A 22,671-nucleotide genomic window follows, 5' to 3' on the forward strand; every position below is an offset into this window, starting at 1 on the left:
GTCCCGGAGCCGGGGCTGGTCACGTCCGGTGAACCGGAGGCGCTGACTGCTCCCGGTGAACGGCCCTACGGCACCCGGGCGGTCCACTCCTCGGTGGCGAACTTCGTCCGCACCAGCTTCTCCGCCTGTGCCATCTCTTCCGCTGTGACTCCGCCGGCGGTCAGTCCGTGGCGGTTGCGGAAGGAGGTGATCATGTTCTCGATCACCTGCTCCCGGGCGAGGCCCGTCTGGCGGCGGAGCGGGTCGACGCGCTTCTTGGCGCTCCTGGTGCCCTTGTCGGACATCTTCTCCTTGCCGATCCGCAGGACCTCCAGCATCTTGTCCGCGTCGATGTCATACGACATCGTCACGTGATGCAGGACGGCTCCAGGGCCGCCGTCAGAGCCGACGATCCGCTTCTGAGCCGCGCCGGCGATCTTTCCGGCTTCGGTGGCGATGTCGTTCAGCGGCTGGTACCAGGCCTTGATGCCCATGTCGCCGAGGGCTTCGAGCACCCAGTCGTCGAGGTAGGCGTAGCTGTCGGCGAAGGAGAGCCCCGAGACGAGGGCGTCGGGGACGGAGAGGGAGTAGGTGATGGTGTTGCCCGGCTCCACGAACATCGCCCCGCCGCCCGAGACCCGGCGCACGACACTCACCCCGTGCCGGGCGGCGGCCTCGGGGTCGACCTCGTTGCGCAGTGACTGGAAGCTGCCGATGATCACGGCGGGCGAGTCCCACTCCCAGACCCGGAGCGTCGGCGGACGCCGTCCGGCCGCGACCTCCGCGGTGATGACCTCGTCGAGGGCCATGTGCAGGGCGGGGGACTGCGGCTGCTCGTGGATGAACTGCCAGTCGTAGTCGCTCCACTCGGTGGCGTGGGCCAGTGCCCGGCGTACGGCGACGGCGATGCCCTCGGAGGTGAGGCCGAACATCACGGTCGAGGCGGGGAGCGCCGCGTCGATCCGGGCGGTGAGGTCCGCGGTGCCGGTGTTGGCCGGGGCCCCCTCCAGCGCCGTGTCGATGGCCTGGATCGCCTCGTCCGGTTCCAGGAAGAAGTCCCCGGCCACCCGTACGTCGCGCAGCGCGCCGCCCTCGACGTCCAGATCCACTACGACGAGCTTGCCGCCGGGCACCTTGTACTCTCCATGCACGGCTTCCATCCCTTTCCGTGCGCGGCAGGGGATAGACGCGCACATACCTCTCATCGCACTCTAATGCCTGCTCGTGACGGGTGGCCGCGGAGCCGTGGAGCGACGGTTCGGTCCGCAGTATCAGCTCCGGCACCTGCGCTCTTCGCCGGTCACCCGGACGGAGCCCCCGGCGGGTCGCCATGGGTCGGCCGGTCGGTGGGTGCGGGTCCGGTGACGGCGAGGTTCTGGCTCGTCCCGGATCCTTGGCCGGGTGGCTCTGCGGGGACTCTCGCGGTATCAACGCGAGCCCCTACAGCAGGGCGCCGCCGGACACTTCGAGCCGCTGGGCGGTGACCCATCGCAGGTCCTCCGAGGCGAGCGCGGCGATGGCGTCGCCGATCTCCTGTGGTTCGCCGACGCGGCCGAGCGCGGTCTGCGCGCTCAAGCCCTCGCGCATCTGTGCGTCGTCCCGCATGGCGCCGCCGTTGAAGTCGGTGGCGGTCGGCCCCGGCGCGATGGAGTTGACGCGGATCCCGCGCGCCCCCAGCTCCACGGCCAAGGTCCGGCTGAGGACCTCGACCGCCGCCTTGGAGGCCGAGTAGACCGAGGTGCCGGCGCTGGTGTGGCGGCTGAGGGAAGAGGAGACGTTGATGATCCGCCCCCCGTCGGCCAGCACGGGCGCAAGCGCCTGGATGAGGAAGAACGTGCCGCGCACGTTGGTGCCCATCACCGCGTCGTAGTCGTCGACCGTGACCGCTTCCAGCGGTCCGAACAGCCCGATCCCGGCATTGTTGACCAGGACGTCCAGCCGGGTCGCGTCCCAGCGCTCCAGTTGCGCGGCCAGGTGGGAGACGAAGGCGGGAAAGGAGGCGACGTCACTGATGTCCAGCCGCAGCGCGGCAGCTGTGGCGCCGGATTCCCGGACGCTGTTCACCGTCTCCTCGGCCCCCTGCGCGTCGCCGCGGTGGGTGACGATGACGCGCAGCCCGTGCCGGGCCAGCGCCTGTGCCGTGGCCCGGCCCAGCCCGCGATTGCCGCCGGTCACCACTGCGATCCTGCCTGACTCCATGAGTGCTTCTCCTCGCGGGAACTAAACGACGCCGACGGGAAGGACTCCCGCGACCGGAGGCGAGTCGACCGACTCGCCTCCCCCTGTCCACGTAAGCACCTGCGTAGTGGCGAGTCAAGTGACTCGCCTCGCGATGGGGCATACTGGGGCCATGACCGCAGGACTCTCCGCGCACCATCAACGACTCGCTCAGCGCAAGCGCGAGGCGATCACCGCAGCGGCCACGAAGCTGTTCCTGGAGCGGGGCTACGACGGGACCTCGCTGGCGAAGATCGCGCAGGAAGCGGTCGTCTCGAAGTCCACGCTGTTCAAGCAGTTCCCCACCAAGGCGGCGCTCTTCGAGGCGATCGTCACCGAGTACTGGAAGGGCGGGCCGGACCCGGCGGCGCCCGCGACACAGCCCGGGGACCTGCGCGCCGGCCTGAGCGCGATCGGCCGCCAGTACGCCGACCTGATCGGCCGGCCCGCGATGGCGGCCCTCTTCCGCATCGTCATCGCCGAACTGCCGCGATTCCCGGAATTGGGACGGGCTCAGTTCGAGCTGGGCAAGCTGCCCTACTTCATCTCCGTCCAGCACTACCTGGAGGCGGAGCACGCCGCGGGCACCGCGGTGGTACCCGACGCGGAGAGCGCCACCAACCAGTTCCTCGGAATGATCGCCAACTACGTCCTGTGGCCGCGGATGCTGCTCGCCGACTGGAGCCCCGCACCTGCCGACGTCGGCCACGCCGTCGAGGAGGCGGTCTCGACGATGCTCGCCCGCTACGCGCCCGGCGCCGGCGGCCCGCAGCACTCCTGAGGGCTCCGGCGCCGCCGCGGACACCGTGGCGCCGGCCAGGAACGCGGTTCAGTCGCGGACCAGCTGGAGCACGGGGTCCCGGCGGGCCCCGGGCTGGCTAGGCTGCTGGTCATGAATCCGGCCATGACCAGCGGTATGACCACTGAGCCCGTCATCCTTGACGCCGAGGAGCTGACATCCGATCCGGAGCTGGAGGCCCGGTTCACGGAGTCGGCCCACCGGATCCTGGCGGACCTGGTCGGGGGAGGTGCCGCGCTGGGCTGGATCGAACCACCCTCGCGGGAAGACGTGGTGGAGCTTCTCGGCCACGTCGTCTCCGCGGTGCAGGCCGGGGACGCGGCCCTGCGTGCCGCTTACCTCGACGGTCGCCTTGTCGGGTTGGGGTACTGGCTGCGATACACCCGACCGACCCACCGGCCTCACGCCGATCTGGAGAAGATCGCGGTAGACGCTGCTGCCCATGGGCGTGGCGTCGGCAGGGCACTGACCGCCGCCCTGATCGCTGACGCACGGGAGACGGGGATCGAGGTCCTCACCCTGGATGCCCGTGGCGACAACGCCAGTGCCCTGCACCTCTACCGGTCACTGGGCTTCACCGAATACGGCCGTCTCCCCGGCTTCGTCGCGGTCGGCGAACACCGCTACGACAAGGTCTTCTGCATGCTGGACTTCCGCCGGCGAAGCTGACCGTCGCCACGCACCGGGCCCGGCGGCGCCGGGGCCTGCCAGTGGAGGGCCGGGCACTGCTGGTCGCGGCTACTGGCGTGCGGACCTGATTTTGCGTCAACTCACGCCGCTGTCGGAGTCTTCGAGGCCGGCTGCGGACGATCGTGGACGGCACCCTGGTGCCCACCCGTGACCGCTGCATCGCCGAGCAGTCGGAGGACCACCGCCATCCCACGCGGCTTCCGTGTCGTGAACAGGGCCGTCGGGGAGGGTGCTCATCCCGCCGCCGTCCAGGGGAAACACCTTCTGGGCCGGATCCGGGACGTCCTCGATCGCGGGCTCGGCCGAGGACGCCCACGGGTTGCCCCACCCCACCGGCTGGACAGCCCGCAGCAGGTCACCGATTCCCTGCGCTGTGATGCCGGCGCCCCCGCGCAGCACCGTGGTCACCGCCGCAGCGGTGGTGAGCCGGTTGCTCTTCACGGACCGGCCGCCGGCGTACGCGCTCTCCTCCGCCCGAGCCATCCCGCGCCGGCCGTCCTCGGAGGCGCGGAGGCATGGCGGCGCGGCGGGGGGTACGCCGGAGCGCGCGGGAGCCCGGCCGGTCCGCGGTGTCGGGCGGCCGGGCTCCGTGGTGCTCAGGGGCGGCTGGTGAGGTACCCGCCCATGGAGGTGAAGTACTCGGTCGCGGGCAGCTCCCGGCCGTCCTCCGTGCGCACCCGGGTGATGGCGAGACCGTGGTTGAGGCCCGTGCGCGCGTCGGCGCCGGCGACGATCACGACCCCCTCGCCCTCGCGGTAGAAGACGCGGCCGGGCGTGCCGCCGTACCGGCCCTCCGACACGACGGCGGACATGACCTCCAGCCGCTTGCCGCGGTGGAAGGTGAAGGCGTTGGGGTAGGGCGACGTCTGGGCGCGGACCAGCCGCTCCAGCACCTCGGCGGGCCAGTCCCAGTTGATGCGGATGTCCTCCTCCGCGCGCTTGTGGAAGAACGTCGCCTGCGAGCGGTCCTGCCGGGTGAACTCCGTCTGCCCGGAGGCGATCAGGTCCAGCGCGCCGATGGTGACCGGGGCGATCAGGTCGACGGTCTTGTGGAACAGGTCCACGGAGGTGTCACCGGGCTCGACCTTCACCGCGCGCTGGTCCACGATGTCGCCGGCGTCGAGCACCTCGTCCATCATGTGGGCGGTGACGCCGACTTCGGTCTCGCCGTTGATGAGCGCCCAGATCAGCGGCGAGAACCCGGCGTACTTCGGCAGCAGCGAGTCGTGGACGTTGAGCGTGCCGTGCGGGGGCAGGTCGTAGATGCGCGGCGGGATCCAGGTGCGCCAGTTGTTGGCGACGATGATGTCGGGAGCGGCCTCCTGGAGCAGCCGGAACAGCTCCTCGTCGTCGGGCCTGTTGCGGATGATCACCGGGACGCCGTGCTCCTCGGCCAGGTCCGCTACGGAATCGCTCCAGATCTTCTCGTACGCGTGCTCGCTCTTGGGATGCGTCACGACTGTCACCACGTCGTGCTCGGACTCCAGGAGGGCTCGCAGGGTGCGGTGGCCCCAGGTCTGGTAACCGAACATGGCGACCCGCATGGGTTCCTCCTCAGGTGAGCGACTGATCGACGCCAAGTAAAGCAAGCCTTACCTAATGGCGCAACGGGCCCTGATTTCTGGTGCGTTAGGTAGGGCACTTGGTAATTGGTCCGGTTTTGTCTGGTCGACAGAGTCGTTGAAGTCAGGTTAGCTTTACCTAAGTTCGACTGGCCGCCGCTCTCGGTGTGCCCGCGTCCCGTTCTTTTCGTCCACGCCTGACAGGCGGCTGTCCCGCACGATGGGAGTGACATGTCACAGGTTGATCCTGGCGACGCACCTCTGATTCACGACCTCATAGGGATCGGCTTCGGGCCGTCCAATGTGGCCCTGGCGATCGCGCTCAGCGAGCACAACGCGCGAGTGGGCAGGCAGGAGGCGGTCACGGCACACTTCTTCGAGCGCCAGCCCGCCTTCGGCTGGCACCGCGGCATGCTGATCGACGACGCGACGATGCAGGTGTCGTTCCTCAAGGATCTGGTGACGCTGCGGGACCCGTCCAGCGAATACACCTTCCTGCGCTACCTGCAGAGCAGGGGCCGGCTGATCGACTTCGTCAACGGCAAGAACCTCTTCCCGCTCCGCGTGGAGTTCCACGACTACTTCGAGTGGGCCGCCGCGAAGGTCGACGACATGGTCAGTTACGGCCACGACGTGATCTCCGTAGAGCCCGTCCTGCGTGACGGAGTGGTGGAGTACGTCGATGTGACGGCCCGCTCCGGCACCGAGACGGTGGTCCACCGCGCCCGCAACCTCGTCGTCGGCACCGGGCTGCGCCCGCTGATGCCGGAGGGTGTCGAGCGCACCGACCGGGTCTGGCACAACTCCGACCTGCTGGCCAAGGTCGACGCCCTGGAGGGCACGGAGCCCGCCCGGTTCGTCGTGGTCGGCGCCGGACAGAGCGCCGCCGAGAACGTCGCCTACCTGCACCGCCGCTTCCCGCGCGCCGAGGTCTGCGCGGTCTTCTCCCGCTACGGCTACAGCCCGGCCGACGACAGCAGCTTCGCCAACCGCATCTTCGACCCGGAGGCGGTCGACGAGTACTTCACCGCCCCGGACGACGTCAAGCGCAAGCTGATGGACTACCACGGCAACACCAACTACTCCGTGGTGGACATCGACCTGATCGACGACCTGTACCGCCAGGCGTACCAGGAGAAGGTGCTCGGTACCGAGCGGCTCCGCTTCATCAACATCTCCCGGCTGACCGGAGTCGAGGAGGCCGGGGACAAGGTCAGGGCCACCGTCACCTCCCTGGTCAGCGGCGAGGAGAGCACGCTGGAGGCCGATGTCGTGGTCCTCGCCACCGGCTACAGCCCCGTCGAGCCCCTGAGCCTCCTCGGTGACGTCGCACGGCACTGCCACCGCGACGAGGAGGGCCGGGTCCGGGTCGAGCGCGACTACCGCATCGCGACGGACGAGGAACTGCGCTGCGGCATCTACCTCCAGGGCGGCACCGAGCACACCCACGGCATCACCTCCTCGCTGCTGTCCAACACCGCGATCAGGGTCGGCGAGATCCTCGACTCGATCGTCGAGCGCGGCCTGAAGGGCGTCTCGGACGGACCCCGCCCGCTCGCCGGCGGCGTCGCCGCGCCCTGACCGCCCCCGTTCCCGGCCCGCCATCGGTCCGCCCCCCCACATTTCGCCTGCCCGCCGCTCGTACGGAAGTACACGGCGGGCCCGGCACGCACAGTGAAGACCCCTTGAAAGGAACATCCGTGTCCACTGGTACACGCCCCGCACTGACGCGGCTCGTCAGATTCGCCCCCCGAGTGGCAGTCGCGGCCGTCGCCGCCGTCGCTCTGGCCGCCTGTGGGGGCGGCGACGACAAGGCGTCGTCCAGCGCCTCGGCGGAGGCGGGCGCCAAGTCCGGTGCCTTCCCGGTGACGGTCCAGCACAAGTACGGCAGCACGACGATCGAGTCGGAGCCCAAGCGGATCGTCACCCTGGGCCTCTCGGACCAGGACGCGGTCCTCGCACTCGGCATCAAGCCCGTCGGCTCCGTGGACTGGTTCAAGGAGAAGCCGTACGGCAAGTGGCCCTGGACCAAGGCCAAGTGGGGGTCGGACACACCGGACATCGTCGGTGAGCGCGACGAGTACAACATGGAGAAGATCGCGGCACTCAAGCCCGATCTGGTCATCGCCCAGTACTCGGGGATGAAGAAGGAGCAGTACGAGACGCTCTCCAAGTTCACCAAGGTCGTCGCCCAGCCCAAGGACCTGCCCGACTACGGCGCCTCCTGGCAGGTGATGACCCGGCAGATCGGTGCGTCGCTCGGCAAGAAGGCGCAGGCCGAGAAGCTGATCACCGGCATCGACGCCGACTTCAAGAAGGTCCGCGACGAGCACCCCGAGTTCGCCGCGAAGACCCTCGCCGTGGCCGACAGCTTCGAGGCGGGGAAGTACTCCGCGTTCACGAAGACGGACCCCAAGTCCATCTTCTTCTCCGAGCTGGGCTTCAAGCTGAAGCCGGAGATCGACAAGCTGGCCAAGCCGGGCTGGAACGCCGCCGAACTCAGCTCCGAGAAGCTGAACGTGCTCGACGTCGACCGCCTGGTCTGGGTGACCTCCAGCACCGACGCCAACGACCGGATCAAGGCCGAGCCGCTCTACAAGAACCTCAAGGTGAGCAAGGACAAGCGCGATCTGTTCGTGCCCTACCAGGACCCGGACATCGGCGCCGCGTTCTCCTTCAACACCGTCCTCTCGATTCCCTACGCGATCGACGAGATCGTGCCGCTGCTGACCGCCGTCAAGTAGCGCACCGCCCCACCTCAGCAGGACCGCACAGGGGTGCCCTTCCGATGGCGTGCCGGCCCGGCACGCCATCGGAAGGGACGTCCTCTCCTTGCCGTACATCATCAGGGAAAGGCCATTTCGTACGATGTTTGACGCCGAGTCGGACCGCACCTCCGCTACCGGAATCCCCATGACCGGCGGGCAGGCCGGGATCTGGCCGGCCCAGCAGACCGAGCCGGACAGCTCTGCCTACAACATCGTCTTCGCCCTGGACCTGCACGGCTCCACCGATCTCAGCCGGCTCGCCGCCGCCGTCCGGCAGGCCGTCACGGAAGCCGGCTGCCTGCACGTCGAGTTCACTCCCGGTGACGGCGACGGCGGCCCGCGCCAGAACCCCGCCGCCGTCCCCTTCGACGTATCCGTCGTGGATCTGCGCGACGCCCCGGACCCCGAGGCGGCCGCCGCCGACTGGGCCGCCGCCGAACGCGAACGTCCCGCCCCCCTGGACCGGGCACCGCTCTTCGCCCAGGCGCTGCTGCGGCTCGCGGACGGCCATGTCCGCTGGTACCAGCGCTACCACCACATCGTGCTCGACGGCATGGGCGTGACGCTGGTCACCCGCCGGGCCGGTGAGCTCTACACCCTGGGCACCCGGGCCCCCGCCCGGCCCGACTGGGCCCCCGCCCGGCTGGCGGACGCCGACCGGGCGTACCGCGGCTCCGCGCAGCACGGGGCGGACCGCGCCTGGTGGCTGGAGCACCTGGCCGCCCGCCCCGAGCCGGTCCGCCTCGTCGAGCGCGGCCACTCCCTGACGGCCCGGCGGCTGCGGCGCACCGTCGAACTCACCGGCCAGGACGCCGAGCGGCTGCACACCGCCGCCGGGAACGCCGGGGTCCGGCCGTCCCGGCTGCTGGTCGCGGCCGTCGCCGCATACCTGCACCGGGCCACCGGCGAACAGGACCTGGTCCTCGGACTGCCGGTCGCCGCCCGCCAGGACCCCGTATCCGCCGTCGTCCCGGGCATGGTGTCCAACATCGTCCCGCTGCGGCTGACCGTCCGCCCCGGCACCACGGGCGCGGACCTCGTCGCGGACGTGCGCCGGGGGATCTCGGATGCGGCCGCGCACGGACGCCACCGCGCCGAGCACCTGGCCAGGGACCTCGGACTGGTCGACGGCGTCCGGGAGCTCGTCGGCCCCACCGTCAACATCCTGCCCAGGGGCGAGGAGCTGGGCTTCGACGGGCTGCGGACCGAACTCCGCCCCGAGTGGCTCGGCCCGGTCAGCGACCTGGCCTTCGCCTTCTCCGAGAGCCGCGACGGCCACGCCGTCACCGTCCACCTCGACGCCGACGCGGACCTCTGCGACGCCAGGACCCTCCGCGACCACGAACTCCGCTTCCGCGCCGTGCTGCGCGCCCTCACCGGCCACCCGGACCTGCCCGTGGGCCGGATCGAGCTGACCTCCGGCACCGAACGAGACCGGCTGATCGGCGAGTTGGCCGTCTCCCCGTGCGACGTGGCCGAACTGTCCTGGCCGGCCGCCTTCGAGGCACAGGTCCGCCGCACCCCGGAGGCCGTGGCGCTCGTCTGCGAGGACCGGGAGATCGGCTACGCCGGGCTCAACGCCGCCGCCAACCGGCTCGCCCGGCTGCTGGCCTCCCGAGGTGTGGGCGCCGCCGACGTCGTCGCCGTGGCCCTCCCGCGCTCCCCGGAACTCGTGGTGGCACTGCTCGCCGTGATGAAGGCCGGAGCCGCCTACCTCCCGCTGGACGCCGACCACCCCCGGGACCGGACCGCCTACATGCTGTCCGACGCGGGGGCCACCACCGTGCTCACCGTCCGGGACCTCGCGCCCCACCTCCCGGCGTCGGACGCCGGCCTCCTGCTGCTCGACGACCCGGAGACCGCCGCCGCCCTCGCCGCCCAGGACAGCACAGACCCGGGCACCCCGGTCGTCCTCGACCAGGCCGCCTACGTCATCTACACCTCCGGCTCCACCGGCCGCCCCAAGGGCGTGATCGTCACCCACGACGGCGTCGGCAGCCTCATCGCCACGGCCACAGAGCGGATCGGCGTCACCTCGGAAAGCCGCGTCGTGCAGTTCGCCTCCGTCGGATTCGACGTGACGGTCTGGGACCTGATCATGTCGCTGTGCGTCGGCGGCCGGATCATCGTCGTCCCCGCCGAGCGGAGGGTCGCCGGGCCCGCCCTCACCGACTACATCGCCCGCCACCGCGCCACCCACATGATCCTGCCCCCGTCGCTCGTCTCCGCGCTGCCGCCGGAGTGCGAACTGCCCGAGGGCGCCGTCCTCGTCGTCGGTACCGAAGCGGTGCCGGGCGAGCTGATCGCCCGCTGGTCCGGACGGCTCCGGGTCGTCGTCGCGTACGGGCTGACCGAGGCCAGCGTCAACTCCACGCTGTGGATGGCCCGTTCCGGCCGGCCGGGTCCCACACCCATCGGCCGGCCCGACCCCAACACCCGCACCTACGTCCTGGACGCCGCACTGCGGCCGGTCCCGGTGGGCGTCGAGGGCGAGCTGTACGTCGCCGGTCGCGGCCTCGCCCGCGGCTACCTGGGCCGGTCCGCCCTGACCTCGGAACGCTTCGTCGCCGACCCGTACGGCGAGCCCGGCAGCCGGATGTACCGCACCGGCGACCGGGTCCGCTGGGGGGCCGACGGCAATCTGGAGTTCCTGGGCCGGGCCGACGGCCAGATCAAGATCCGCGGGCACCGTATCGAGCCGGGCGAGATCGAGAGCGCCTTCATGGCCGCCCCCGGGATCGCCCAGGCCGCCGTCCTGGTCCGCGACGACCACCGGGGCGTCAAGCGCCTCGTCGCCTACCTGGCCGGGGACGGCGACGCCGCCGCCACCGAGGCCGCCGTCACCGCCGCACGCGCCCAGGTGGCCGGCGCCCTGCCGGACCACATGGTGCCGACCGCCGTCGTGGTCCTGGACGGGCCCCTCCCGCTCACGCCCAACGGCAAGCTCGACACCCGCGCCCTGCCCGAGCCCCGGTGGACGGCGGTCAGCGGGACCGACGCGCCCACCGGCCCGGCCGAGACCGCGCTCGCCGCGCTGTTCGCGGAACTGCTCGACCTGCCCGCCGTGGGCGTCCGGAGCAGCTTCTTCGAGCTCGGCGGCGACAGCATCGTCGCCATCCAGCTGGTGAACCGGGCCCGCGACGCCGGTCTCGCGATCACCCCGCGCGAGGTCTTCCGGCTCCGCACCGTCGAGGCCCTGGCCCGCGCCGCGGGGACGGCAACCGCCCCGCCGGCCCCCGCGCACGGGCTGGACGAGGACGCGCTGCCCGTCTCCCCGCTCCAGGAGGGCTTCTTCTTCCACGCCGCGTTCGACTCGGGCACCGCCGACCTCTACCTCGTCCAGGAACTCCTGGAACTCGACGGGCTCGTCGACCCGGACCGGCTGCGCCGGGCACTCCAACTGCTTCTGGACCGGCACCCGTTGCTGCGTGCCTCATTCCGCCAGCTGCCCGGCGGAGAGGTCGTCCAGCGCCTCGCCGGCCACGTCACCCTGCCGTGGCAGGAGGCCGACACCGCGCAGACCACCCTCGACGACGTGCTCAGGACCGACCGCGCCCAGCCCTTCGACCTGGCCCGGCCACCGCTGCTGCGCGCCACCCTCGTACGGGACGGCCACCGGCACCGGCTGCTGCTCACCCTGCACCACATCGTCGCGGACGGCTGGTCGGTCTCCGTACTGCTGCGCGAACTCACCGCCGCCTACCGGGGCGAGGAACTCCCCGCACCGGCCGCCCCCCACCCGTACCTGGCGTGGCTGGCCACCCGGGACCGCGACAGCGCACGGCAGGCGTGGCGGCAGGCGCTGTCCGGGCTGGAGGGGCCGACCCGGCTCGCCCCGCCCGCCGCGGCGGCGGACGGGGCGCGGACTCCGGCCAGGCCGGAGCAGGTGGACACCCGGCTGCCCGAAGAGCTGACCAACGCCCTCACCACGTACGCGCGCACCCACGGCCTCACCCTGAGCACCGTCATGCACGGCGCGTGGGCGCTGCTGCTCGGCGCGCTCACCGGCAGCGACGACATCGTGTTCGGCACCACCGTCTCCGGCCGCACCACCGAGGTCGCGGGCCTGGACTCCGCGGTGGGCCTGTTCATCAACACCGTCCCGGCCCGGGTGGTCCTGCGGCCCGGGGAGTCGCTCACCGGACTGCTGCGCCGCGTCCAGGACGAGCACACGGCGCTCCTGGACCACCAGCACCTCGGACTGGCCGACATCCAGCGGATCGCGGGCGGCGGCGAACTCTTCGACACCCTCGTGGTGTTCGAGAACCACCCGGCCCCGCGGACGCCCGCGGACCACGGCCCGGACGCGCTGCGCATCACCGGCAACGACGTCACCGACGCCGTCCACTACCCCCTCGCGCTCGTCGTCGAGCCCGGCGGCGACGGGCTGCTGCTGCGCCTCAAGCACGACGCGGCCCGCTTCGACCAGGTGACCGTGGCCGTCCTCGCCAACCGGTTCACCGCGCTGCTGCGCACCCTGGTGGCCGAGCCGGGCCGCACCGTCGCCGGGACCGGCCTGCTGTCCGAGCGCGAACACGCGCACCTGGCCGGGCTGAACGCCACCGCACGGCCCGTCCCCGAGGCCACGCTCGCCTCGCTGTTCGCCGCGCAGGCGGCCCGTACCCCCGACGCCCCGGCCGTGGTCTTCGAGGACACCACGCTGACCTACGCCGAACTCGACCGGCGCGCGGAGGCGCTGGCCCGGCGGCTGAGGTCACGCGGGGCGGGCCCGGAGCAGTACATCGCGGTGGCCGTGCCCCGCTCCGCCGAACTGATGGTCGCGCTGCTGGGCGTCCTGAAGACCGGCGCCGCCTATCTGCCGGTCGACCTCGACTACCCCGCCGAGCGGGTCGCCCTCGTGCTCGGTGACTCCGGCACCCGTACCGTCGTCACCACGGCGGAGGCGGCCGGGCGGCTGCCCGGCGTCCCCGGCACCGGCCTGCTCCTCGTCGACCGCGACGAGCCGGACGACCGGGACCAGGCCGTCCCCGACGCCCCAGTGCGGCACGCCGGTCCGGACCACCCGGCCTACCTGATCTACACCTCCGGCTCCACCGGCCGCCCCAAGGGCGTCACCGTCACCCACCGGGCCGTCGTCAACCGGCTCGGGTGGATGCAGGGGGAGTACGGGCTCGGCGCGGACGACCGGGTCCTGCAGAAGACCCCGGCCGCCTTCGACGTCTCCGTGTGGGAGTTCTTCTGGCCCCTGGTGGAGGGCGCGGCCGTCGTCCTCGCCCGCCCCGGCGGCCACCGCGACCCGGGCTACCTGGCCGGGCTGATCCGGGCACGGCGGATCACCACGCTGCACTTCGTACCGTCCATGCTGGCCGCGTTCACCCAGGCCCTGGAGCCCGGCACCGAGCACCCGGACTGGCCGGCGAGCCTGCGGCGGGTGTTCTGCAGCGGCGAGGCCCTCACCGGGGCCCAGGCCGCCGACTGGTCGGAACTGACCTCCGGTTCCGGACGGGCCCCCGTCCCGCTGCACAACCTCTACGGGCCCACCGAGGCCGCGGTGGACGTGACCTCCTTCGCCTACGTCCACGACGGTGACGCCGGGCCGGCCGTGCCCATCGGTCGCCCGGTCTGGAACACCCGGCTGCACGTACTGGACCCGTACCTGCGCCAGGTCCCCGACGGGGTGCCGGGGGAGCTCTACCTCGCCGGGGTGCAGCTGGCGCGGGGCTACCACGAGCGGCCGGGCACCACCGCGGAACGCTTCGTGGCCGACCCCTTCGGCGGACCGGGCGAGCGCATGTACCGCACCGGTGACCTGGTGCGGCGCCGCGCCGACGGCGCCGTCGAGTACCTCGGCCGCACCGACCGGCAGGTCAAGATCCGGGGCAACCGCATCGAACTCGGGGAGGTCGAGGCCGCCCTGGCCGCCCTGCCGGGCGTCGCCCGAGGGGCGGTGATCGTCCGTGACGGCGCGCTGGCGGGCTACGCCGTGCCCGAGCCCGGCACGGTCCTGGACGCCGCGGCCCTGCGCGCGGCGCTGGCCGAGGCGCTGCCCGCGCCCATGGTGCCGGGCACCGTCCTGGCCCTGGACACCCTGCCGCTGACGCCCAGCGGCAAGCTCGACCAGAACGCCCTGCCGTCCCCGGCACCCGCCCCCCTGACCGGCGGCCGGGCCCCGCGCGACGAGCGCGAGAGCGCCCTGTGCGAGATCTTCGCGGAAGTGCTCGGCGTACCCGGGACCGGTGTGGACGACGACTTCTTCGTCCTCGGCGGCGACAGCCTCAGCTCGATCACCGTCGCCACCCGGGCCCGCGCCCACGGGCTGGTGATCGGCCCCCGCGACGTGTTCGAGCACCGGACCCCGGCCGCCCTGGCCGCCGCCGCACAGCCGGCCACCCCCGCCGCCGCACCCCCCGAGCCGGCCGCTGCCCCCGCCGACGCCGTGACCGTGACCGCCGCGGAGGCCGGACCGGCGGCCGCCGCCCTCCAGGCCGTGCTGGCCCTCCAGGAGCAGTCCGGCGCCGACGTGGACCCCGCCCTGCGCGCCCTGCTCGCCCAGCTGACCTCCGCCACGGGCACCGGGCCGTCGCCGGAGCCGGAGGCGGAGCAGCCCGCCCCGCTCGGCGGCCTGGTGCTCTCGGCGGAGGAGACCGGCCGCGTCACCGCCACCGCCGGGCTCCCGGTCGACGACATCTGGCCGCTCTCCCCGCTCCAGGAGGGCATGTACTTCCACGCCACCTATGACGCGGGCGAGGCGCTCGACGTCTACCTCTCCCAGGAGACCCTGGACTTCGACCACCGCGTCGACGCGGACCGGCTGCGCGCCGCCTGCCGGACGCTGCTGGCCCGCAACACCGGCCTGCGGGCCGGATTCACCGCCGACGGACTGCCCCGCCCCGTCCAGTTCATCGTGGACGGCGCCGAGATCCCGCTGGTCGAGGAGGACCTCTCCGGACTGCCCGTGGCGCAGCAGCACAGCCGGACCCGGGAACTGCTGGCCGCCGACCGGCGACAGCGCTTCGACCTGTCCGCGCCGCCGCTCTGCCGGCTGCTGCTCATCCGGCTCGCGGACGGCCGGGACCGGCTCGTGATCACCCATCACCTCATCCTGTGGGACGGCTGGTCCGCGTGGCTGTTCCTGGAGGAGCTGTTCACGCTGTACGAGCGGGCCGGCGACGCCACCGGGCTTCCGGCCCCCGGCTCGTACCGCGACTACCTCGGCTGGCTGGACGGGCAGGACACCGGCGCCGCGCTCACGGCCTGGCGCCGGGCGCTCTCCGGATTCGACGAGCCGACCCTGCTCGCCCCCTCCGGGCGCGACACGGGGCCGGTCATCCCGGCGGACCACGACACCGTGCTCGGCCCGGAGACCAGTGAGCTGCTGCGGGCCACGGCCCGCCGCCACGGGCTCACCCTGAACACCGTCCTGAACGCGGCCTGGGCCCTGGTGCTCTCCGCGATGACCGGCCGGGCCGACGTCGCCTTCGGCACCGCCGTCGCCGGACGGCCCGCCGACGTCCCGGACGCGGCCGGAATCATCGGGATGTTCCTCAACACCATCCCCGCCCGCGTCGCGTTCGCCCCGGACGAGCCGCTCCTCGCCCTGCTGCGCCGGACGCAGTCCGAGCGCGCCGCCGTGATGCCGTACGAGTACGTCGGACTCGGCGCACTCCAGCAGGAGACGGGACACCGCAGGCTCTTCGACACCCTGTTCGTGCTGCGCTCGGCCGACGGCGAGGACCGCGCGGCCGAACTGCGCCGGCGGCACGGCATCACCGCCATGTCCAACGTGGACGGCACCCACTTCCCGCTCACCCTGATCGTCACCCCCGGCAGCCGGCTGCGGATCACCCTGGCGGCCAGGCCCGACCTGTTCGACGCCGAGGCCGCGACCACGATCCTCGACCGCTTCACCGCGGTACTCGGCCGGCTGGCCGAGCACCTCGACGGCGACACCACGGGCCCGGCCGGGGCGCTGACCGCCGGTCTCGATCTGCTGCTCCCCGCGGAGCGGACCGCCACGGCCGCCGCCCGGCGCACCGGCCGCGAACCGGTGCCCGACGAGACCGTCGCCGACCTGCTCGCCGCCCAGGTCGCCCGCACCCCGGACGCCGTGGCGCTCGTCTTCGGCGACCGGGCCCTCAGCTACGCGGAGCTGGACGCCCGCGTCAACCGGCTCGCCAGGCTGCTGCTGGCCAGGGGGGCCGGTCCGGAGAAGGTCGTGGCGCTCGCGCTGCCGCGCTCCATCGAGATGGTGGCCGCGCTCTTCGCCGTACTGCGCACCGGAGCCGCCTACCTGCCGCTCGACCTGGACCACCCCGCGGACCGGCTGCGCCTGATGGCCCGCGACTCCGGACCGCTGTGCCTGGTGTCCACCACCTCCGTCGCCCCCTCCCTGCGCGACGCGGACGGCCCCGTCGCGCCCGAACTCCTGCTGGACGACGCCGCCGTGGCCGCCGAACTCGCCGCGCTGCCGGGCGACGAGATCACCGACGCAGAGCGCCCCGCGTTCGCGCACGGGGTGCCGGGCCGCCTCGACCACCCCGCGTACGTCATCTACACCTCGGGCTCGACCGGCCGCCCCAAGGGCGTCGTCACCCCGTACCGGGGGCTGACGAACATGCAGTACAACCACCAGAAGGAGATCTTCGACCCGGCCATCGCCTCGGCGGGCGGACGGCGGCTGCGCATCGCGCACACCGTGTCCTTCGCCTTCGACATGTCCTGGGAGGAGCTGCTCTGGCTCGTCGAGGGCCATGAGGTCCACGTCTGCGACGAGGAACTGCGCCGCGACGCGGAGGCACTGGTGGCGTACTGCGACAGCCACCGCATCGACGTGGTCAACGTGACGCCCACCTACGCCCAGCTCCTCATCGAGGAGGGCCTCCTGGACCAGGACGAGGCCGCCGGGAAACACCGTCCCGCACTCGTCCTGCTCGGCGGCGAGGCCGTCCCCGACACGGTCTGGACCCGGCTGCGCCGCACCGAGGGCACCTACGGCTACAACCTCTACGGGCCGACCGAGTACACGATCAACACACTCGGCGCCTCCACCGCGGACAGCGCGACCTCCACGGTCGGGGTACCGATCCGGGGCACCCGCGCCCACGTCCTCGATCCGATGCTGCGCCCCGTCCCGCCCGGCAGCCCCGGCGAGCTGTACATCGCCGGTACCGGCCTCGCCCGGGGCTACCACGACCGGACCGCGCTGACGGCCGAGCGGTTCGTCGCCGACCCCTTCGGCGAACCCGGCGAGCGCATGTACCGCACCGGCGACCTGGTACGCCAGCGCCCCGACGGCCTCATCGACTTCCTCGGCCGCACCGACGACCAGGTGAAGATCCGCGGCTACCGCATCGAGCTGGGCGAGATCTCCACGGCCCTGTCCACACACTCCGAGGTCGCGCACGCGGCGGTCGTCGTCTCCGAGCGGGCGGGCGGCAAGCGCCTGGTCGGCTACGTGGTGCCCGAGGAGGGCGCCGGGACCGGTGAGGCGCTGACCCGGCGGCTGCGCGACCACCTGAAGACCCGGCTGCCGGACTACATGGTCCCCGCAGCGCTGGTCACCCTCGACACGCTGCCCCTGACCGTCAACGGCAAGCTGGACGTCAGGGCGCTGCCCGCACCCGACCTCGCCGCCGCGGGCACCGGCCGCGCCCCGCGCGACCCGCGCGAGGAGACGCTCTGCGCCCTGTTCGCGGAGGTGCTCGGACTGCCCGCCGGCAGCGTGGACATCGACAGCGACTTCTTCGATCTGGGCGGGCACTCACTGCTGGCCACCCGGCTGGTCAGCCGGGCCCGTACCGCGCTCGACGCCGAACTGGCGATCCGGGACCTCTTCGAGGCACCGACCGTCGCGGAACTGGTGGCCCGCGCCGCCCGCACCGACGGCGCCGCCCGTCCGGCGCTGACCGCGGGCGAGCGGCCTGACCGGCTTCCGCTGTCCCACGCCCAGCAGCGGCTGTGGGTCATCCAGCAGATCGAGTGCACCTCGGCCGCGTACAACTTCTCACTGGCCATGCGGCTGCGCGGCCCGCTCGACCCGGGCGCCTTGCGCACCGCGCTGGCCGACGTGACCGCCCGCCACGAGGCCCTGCGCACCGTCTTCTCCACCGCCGCCGACGGCCAGGTGTTCCAGCGGGTGCTGCCCGCCGAGCAGGCGCACCCGGTCGTGGAGCAACTCCGGGCCACGGAGGGCGAGCTGCCCGGCATCATCGACACGGTCGTCAACCGGCCGTTCGACCTCGGCGCCGAACTGCTGCTGCGCGCCACCGTCGTGGAGCTGTCGCCGGAGGACCACGCCGTCGTGCTGCTGCTGCACCACATCACCACCGACGAATGGTCCGACCGGCCGTTCCTGCGCGACCTGGCCACCGCCTACGCGGCCCGCCGCTGCGGCACGGCCCCCGACTGGGAGCCGCTGCCCGTCCAGTACGCCGACTACGCCCTCTGGCAGGAGCGGCTGCTGGGCGACCCCGCGGACCCGACCAGCCTGGCCGCCCGGCAGCTGGACCACTGGCGCACGGCCCTGGCCGGCGCCCCGGAAGAGCTCGAACTGCCCACCGACCGGCCCAGGCCCGCCCGCCCGGCGTTCTCCGGAGCCGAACTCGACATCGCCTTCGACGCCCCGGTGCACGCCGGACTGAAGCGGCTCGCCCGGGAGACCGGCGCCAGCATGTTCATGGTGGTGCACGCGGCCGTGGCCGCGCTGCTCCACCGGATGGGCGCCGGGACGGACATCCCGCTCGGCTCGCCCATCGCGGGGCGCGGCGACGAGGCTCTGGACGAACTGGTCGGCTTCTTCGTCAACACCTTGGTGCTGCGCACGGACCTCGGCGGCGACCCCAGCTTCACCGAACTCCTCGCCCGGGTCCGCGACACCGACCTGGCGGCGTTCTCCCACGCCGACGTGCCCTTCGAGTCGGTCGTGGAGGCACTCAACCCGACCCGCTCGCTCTCCCGCAACCCGCTCTTCCAGGTGATGGTCGGCTATCACGCCCGGACCGGCGACGAGATCCAGCTGCCCGGCCTGAGCGTCGAGTTCGTACCGTTCCGGATCCGCTCCGCCAAGTTCGACCTGGTGTTCAGCTTCACCGAGCACACCGCGCCGGACGGCGGCCCCGGTTCGCTCGGCTGCCGGCTGGAGTTCGCCACCGAACTGTTCGACCGGGAGACCGCGGAGGCGATCGGTGAGCGGCTGCGGACCCTGGTCGCCGCGCTCGTCGCGGCGCCCGGACAGCCGCTGTCCAGGGCCGAGATCCTCTCCGGCCAGGAGCGGCGGACCGTCCTGGAGGGCTTCGACGACACGGCCCGCGAGGTCGAGGAGGAGACGCTGCCCGCCCTGTTCGCCCGCAGGCTCACCGAACGGCCCGACGCCGTCGCCGTGGTGGACCGGGACCGCTCGGTGACGTACGCCCAGCTCGACGACCGGGCCCGCCGCATCGCCGGGCTGCTCGCCGCGCACGGGGTGGGCGCCGAGAGCGTGGTCGGGGTGGCCGTTCCCCGGTCCGTGGACATGATCGCCACCGTGCTCGCCGCGATGAGGCTGGGCGCCGCGTTCCTGCCGCTCGACCTGATCCACCCCGGCGACCGGCTCGGCTACATGATCGAGGACTCGGGGGCGGCCCTGGTCGTCGGCACCGAGACCGTCGCGGGGAAGATCCCGGACGTGGCGGGCGTCCCGGTCGTCCTGCTGGACGCCCCCGGCACCGCCGGGGCACTGGAGGAACCGCCCCCGGCCGCCGTACCTGACGGGCCCGCCGGCCTGGACCAGGCCGCGTACGTGATCTACACCTCCGGTTCGACCGGCCGCCCCAAGGGCGTGATCGTGCCCCACGAGGGGATCGCGTCCCTCGTCGCCACCGCCGTCGACCGGATGAGCCTGCGCCGCGACAGCCGGGTGCTCCAGTTCGCCTCCACCGGCTTCGACGTCTTCGTGTTCGAGCTCTCCATGGCGCTGTGCCACGGCGGCAGCCTCGTACTGATCACCGATGAGGCACGCGTCGCGGGGCCGGCCCTGACCGACTTCCTCGCCGACCGGCGGATCACCCACATGATCCTTCCGCCGTCCCTGGTCTCCGCGCTCCCGCCCGGCTGCGAACTGCCCGAGGGATCGACCGTGCTGGTCGGCACCGAGACGGTGCCGCCGGACCTCTTCGACCGCTTCGGCGCCACCGCCGACCTGATCTGCGCCTACGGCCTCACCGAGGCGACGGTCAACTCGACGCTGTGGCGCGCCCGCGAGCACGGCGGCAGCCCGGCCGGCCGGGTGCCCATCGGCCGGCCCGACCCCAACACCCGCGCCTACGTGCTCGACGAGCGGCTGCGGCCCGTACCGGTGGGCGTGGTGGGCGAGCTGTACGTCGCCGGGCGCGGGCTCGCCCGCGGCTACCTCGGCAAGGAGGCACTCACCTCCGAGCGGTTCGTCGCCGACCCCTTCGGAACGCCCGGCAGCCGGATGTACCGCACCGGCGACCGGGCCCGCCGGCGCCGTGACGGAAACCTCGACTTCCTCGGCCGGGCCGACACCCAGGTGAAGGTGCGGGGCTTCCGCATCGAGCTGGGCGAGATCGAGGCGGCACTCGCCGCACACCCCGGCGTCGCCCAGGCCGCGGTGGTCCCGGACCGGGACGGCGACATCGTCCGGCTGATCGCCTACGCGGTGCCCGAGTCCGGCGAACCCGACCCGCGGGAGCTGCGCGCCCACATGGCCGGGCTGCTCCCCGAGTACATGGTTCCGGCCCTGGTCGTACCGCTGGACGGCCCGCTGCCGCTCACCCCCAACGGAAAGCTGGACCGCGCCGCGCTGCCCGCGCCCGACTGGTCCGCGATGACGGGCGACGCCCGCCCGGCCACCCCGTTCCAGAGCAGGGTCGCCGCGCTGTTCTGCGAGATCCTCAAGCTGGACGACGTCGGGGTGCACGACAGCTTCTTCGCGCTCGGCGGCCACTCCATGGCCTCGATGCGGCTCCTCGGCCGCATCCGGGCGGAGTTCGGCGTCGAACTCAGCATCAGGGACGTCTTCGACGCGCTCACCGTCGCCGGTATCGCCGGTGCGCTGGAGAGCGCGGGAACAGCCGCCCGGGGCGCGGCCGCGGCCCTGCCCGCACTGCGCCCGGCCGGGCGGAAGGGCGTTGCGGAGCTGCGTGCCGCGCCCGTCCAGGACTGGCAGTGGCAGTCCGGCCGCGAGGCACGGGGCGTCGACCACGCACTGACCCTGCGCTCCACGGGCGGGCTCGACGCCGAGGTCCTGGCCGCCGCCCTCGCGGACGTGGCGGCCCGGCACGAGCCGCTGCGCACCGCCTTCACCGAACGGGACGGCGTGCTGTACCAGCGGCCCGCACCGGCCCCCGTGCTGACCGTGGAACGGTGCGCGGAGCTGGACGCCCGGCTGGCCGAACTCGCCGCACTCGCCCCCGATCCGGCCGTGGAGGCACCTCTCAGGGCGCATCTGCTCACCGCGCCGGACGGTGGCCAGGCACTGCTGCTGACCATGCACTACCTCGCCGTCGACGAGTGGTCGGTGGTCCCGCTCTTCCGCGACCTGGTCACGGCCCACACGGCCCGTTCCCAGGGCCTCGCACCCGGCTGGGAGCCGCTGCCGGTCGGCTACGCCGACTACGCCCACTGGGCCCGCGAGGTCCTCGGCGACCTCGCGGACCCGGACAGCCGGGGCGGGCAGCAGCTCGCCTACTGGCGCCGGACGCTCGACGGACTCCCGGACCGGATCGCGCTGCCGGCCGACGGCCCGCACCGGGCCGGACCGGACACCTCCGTGCGGCCCGGATCCCACATCGGGTTCGTCCTCGACGAGGAACTGCACGCAGCCGTGGACCGGCTCGCGCGGGCCACCGGCACCAGCATGTTCATGGTGCTCCACTCGGCGCTCGCCGCGCTGCTCACCGGGCACGGCGCGGGCACCGATCTGCCGATCGGCACGATGGTCGCGGGACGCACCGACGAGCAGCTCGGCGATCTGGTCGGCTGCTTCTTCAACACGGTGGTGCTGCGCACCGGCACCGCGGGCGACCCGAGCTTCACGGAGCTGCTGACCCGGGTACGGGAGACGACGCTGAGCGCCCTCGACCGGCAGGACGTCCCGTTCGACGCCGTCGTCCGGGCCGCCGGGCTCCCGCCCCGGGGACCGCAGGTGATGGTGATCCACCACGAACAGGCCGACGCGGAACAGCTGGAGGGCGGCATCGGCTCGCTCGCGGCCGTACCGACCGGCGTCACCCGGGCAGACCTGACCCTCAGTTTCTACGAGCCGCGGGGCGACGGCCCGGTGCACTGCGCGCTGATCCACGCCACCGGCCTGCTGGGCACCGCCAAGGCCCGGCAACTGGCCGCCGCTTACCTGGAGCTGCTGCACCGTGCGACAGCCCATCCGGAACAGCCGCTGTCCGAGCTGTTCACCGCACCGTCCAAGAGGAGTGACAACGCATGACGACCAACCCGTTCGAGGACCCGCAGGGCACCTTCCTGGTCCTGGTCAACGAGGAGAACCAGCACTCGCTGTGGCCCGCCTTCGCCGAGGTGCCGGCCGGCTGGCGGACCGTCTTCGGCGCGGACACCCGGGAGGCGTGCCTCGCCTACGTGGAGGCGAACTGGACGGACCTGCGGCCGGCGAGTCTCGTCGCCCTCCAGGGCTGATCCGTCCGGACGCCGCCGCCCCCGGTGAGACCTTCTCACCGGGGGCGGC

At 72.8% G+C, this 22,671-nt stretch carries 9 protein-coding genes; 6 read left to right on the forward strand and 3 right to left on the reverse strand.

Features of this window, described 5'->3' with window-relative positions; genetic code table 11:
- Positions 1 to 65: 65 nt before the first annotated feature.
- Together ACIP89_RS19245 and ACIP89_RS19250 are read right to left on the reverse strand one after the other, a co-directional pair.
- Positions 66 to 1,130, reverse strand: a complete 1,065-nt coding sequence (locus ACIP89_RS19245; RefSeq protein WP_402115827.1) for a biotin/lipoate A/B protein ligase family protein — start codon at positions 1,128 to 1,130, stop codon at positions 66 to 68.
- 289 nt (positions 1,131 to 1,419) lie between these two features.
- Entirely contained in the window at positions 1,420 to 2,178 is a 759-nt protein-coding gene (locus tag ACIP89_RS19250) for an SDR family NAD(P)-dependent oxidoreductase (protein ID WP_402115829.1), read from the reverse strand.
- A 151-nt stretch (positions 2,179 to 2,329) separates the two neighbouring features.
- On the opposite strand from ACIP89_RS19250, the gene ACIP89_RS19255 reads away from it, so the two are divergent.
- Positions 2,330 to 2,977, forward strand: coding sequence for a TetR/AcrR family transcriptional regulator (locus ACIP89_RS19255; protein ID WP_402115830.1), 648 nt, complete (start codon positions 2,330 to 2,332; stop codon positions 2,975 to 2,977).
- 123 nt (positions 2,978 to 3,100) lie between these two features.
- Positions 3,101 to 3,664 (forward strand): GNAT family N-acetyltransferase, encoded by a 564-nt coding sequence (locus tag ACIP89_RS19260; protein ID WP_402115873.1) that lies wholly within the window; start codon positions 3,101 to 3,103, stop codon positions 3,662 to 3,664.
- Positions 3,665 to 4,281: 617 nt separating this feature from the next.
- On the opposite strand, the gene ACIP89_RS19265 is transcribed toward ACIP89_RS19260, so the two are convergent.
- Complete coding sequence (locus ACIP89_RS19265) at positions 4,282 to 5,229, reverse strand: methionyl-tRNA formyltransferase (protein ID WP_401934039.1); 948 nt, start codon at positions 5,227 to 5,229, stop codon at positions 4,282 to 4,284.
- Between the two features lie 249 nt (positions 5,230 to 5,478).
- Between ACIP89_RS19265 and ACIP89_RS19270 the strand changes: the two genes are divergently transcribed.
- From ACIP89_RS19270 to ACIP89_RS19285, 4 genes are all read left to right on the forward strand, one after another.
- Entirely contained in the window at positions 5,479 to 6,828 is a 1,350-nt protein-coding gene (locus tag ACIP89_RS19270) for a lysine N(6)-hydroxylase/L-ornithine N(5)-oxygenase family protein (protein WP_402115832.1), read from the forward strand.
- Positions 6,829 to 6,947: 119 nt separating this feature from the next.
- The gene (locus ACIP89_RS19275; RefSeq protein WP_401934045.1) at positions 6,948 to 7,991 is read left to right on the forward strand and encodes an iron-siderophore ABC transporter substrate-binding protein; all 1,044 of its coding nucleotides are present in this window, start codon (positions 6,948 to 6,950) and stop codon (positions 7,989 to 7,991) included.
- 124 nt (positions 7,992 to 8,115) lie between these two features.
- Entirely contained in the window at positions 8,116 to 22,416 is a 14,301-nt protein-coding gene (locus ACIP89_RS19280) for an amino acid adenylation domain-containing protein (RefSeq protein ID WP_402115834.1), read from the forward strand.
- The gene (locus ACIP89_RS19285; RefSeq protein ID WP_401929895.1) at positions 22,413 to 22,622 is read left to right on the forward strand and encodes an MbtH family protein; all 210 of its coding nucleotides are present in this window, start codon (positions 22,413 to 22,415) and stop codon (positions 22,620 to 22,622) included. Before ACIP89_RS19280 ends, ACIP89_RS19285 begins: the two co-directional genes overlap by 4 nt.
- Positions 22,623 to 22,671: the final 49 nt, after the last annotated feature.

Source organism: Streptomyces sp. NPDC088730 (assembly GCF_044751215.1).
In the GTDB taxonomy this organism is placed as follows: Bacteria; Actinomycetota; Actinomycetes; order Streptomycetales; family Streptomycetaceae; genus Streptomyces.

Bases quoted from the DNA above. Each gene is read 5' to 3' on its own strand.
- ACIP89_RS19265 (WP_401934039.1), bottom strand. From the start codon at position 5,229: ATGCGGGTCGCCATGTTCGGTTACCAGACCTGGGGCCACCGCACCCTG.
- ACIP89_RS19285 (WP_401929895.1), top strand. From the start codon at position 22,413: ATGACGACCAACCCGTTCGAGGACCCGCAGGGCACCTTCCTGGTCCTG.
- ACIP89_RS19260 (WP_402115873.1), top strand. From the start codon at position 3,101: ATGACCAGCGGTATGACCACTGAGCCCGTCATCCTTGACGCCGAGGAG.
- ACIP89_RS19255 (WP_402115830.1), top strand. From the start codon at position 2,330: ATGACCGCAGGACTCTCCGCGCACCATCAACGACTCGCTCAGCGCAAG.
- ACIP89_RS19270 (WP_402115832.1), top strand. From the start codon at position 5,479: ATGTCACAGGTTGATCCTGGCGACGCACCTCTGATTCACGACCTCATA.
- ACIP89_RS19280 (WP_402115834.1), top strand. From the start codon at position 8,116: ATGTTTGACGCCGAGTCGGACCGCACCTCCGCTACCGGAATCCCCATG.
- ACIP89_RS19250 (WP_402115829.1), bottom strand. From the start codon at position 2,178: ATGGAGTCAGGCAGGATCGCAGTGGTGACCGGCGGCAATCGCGGGCTG.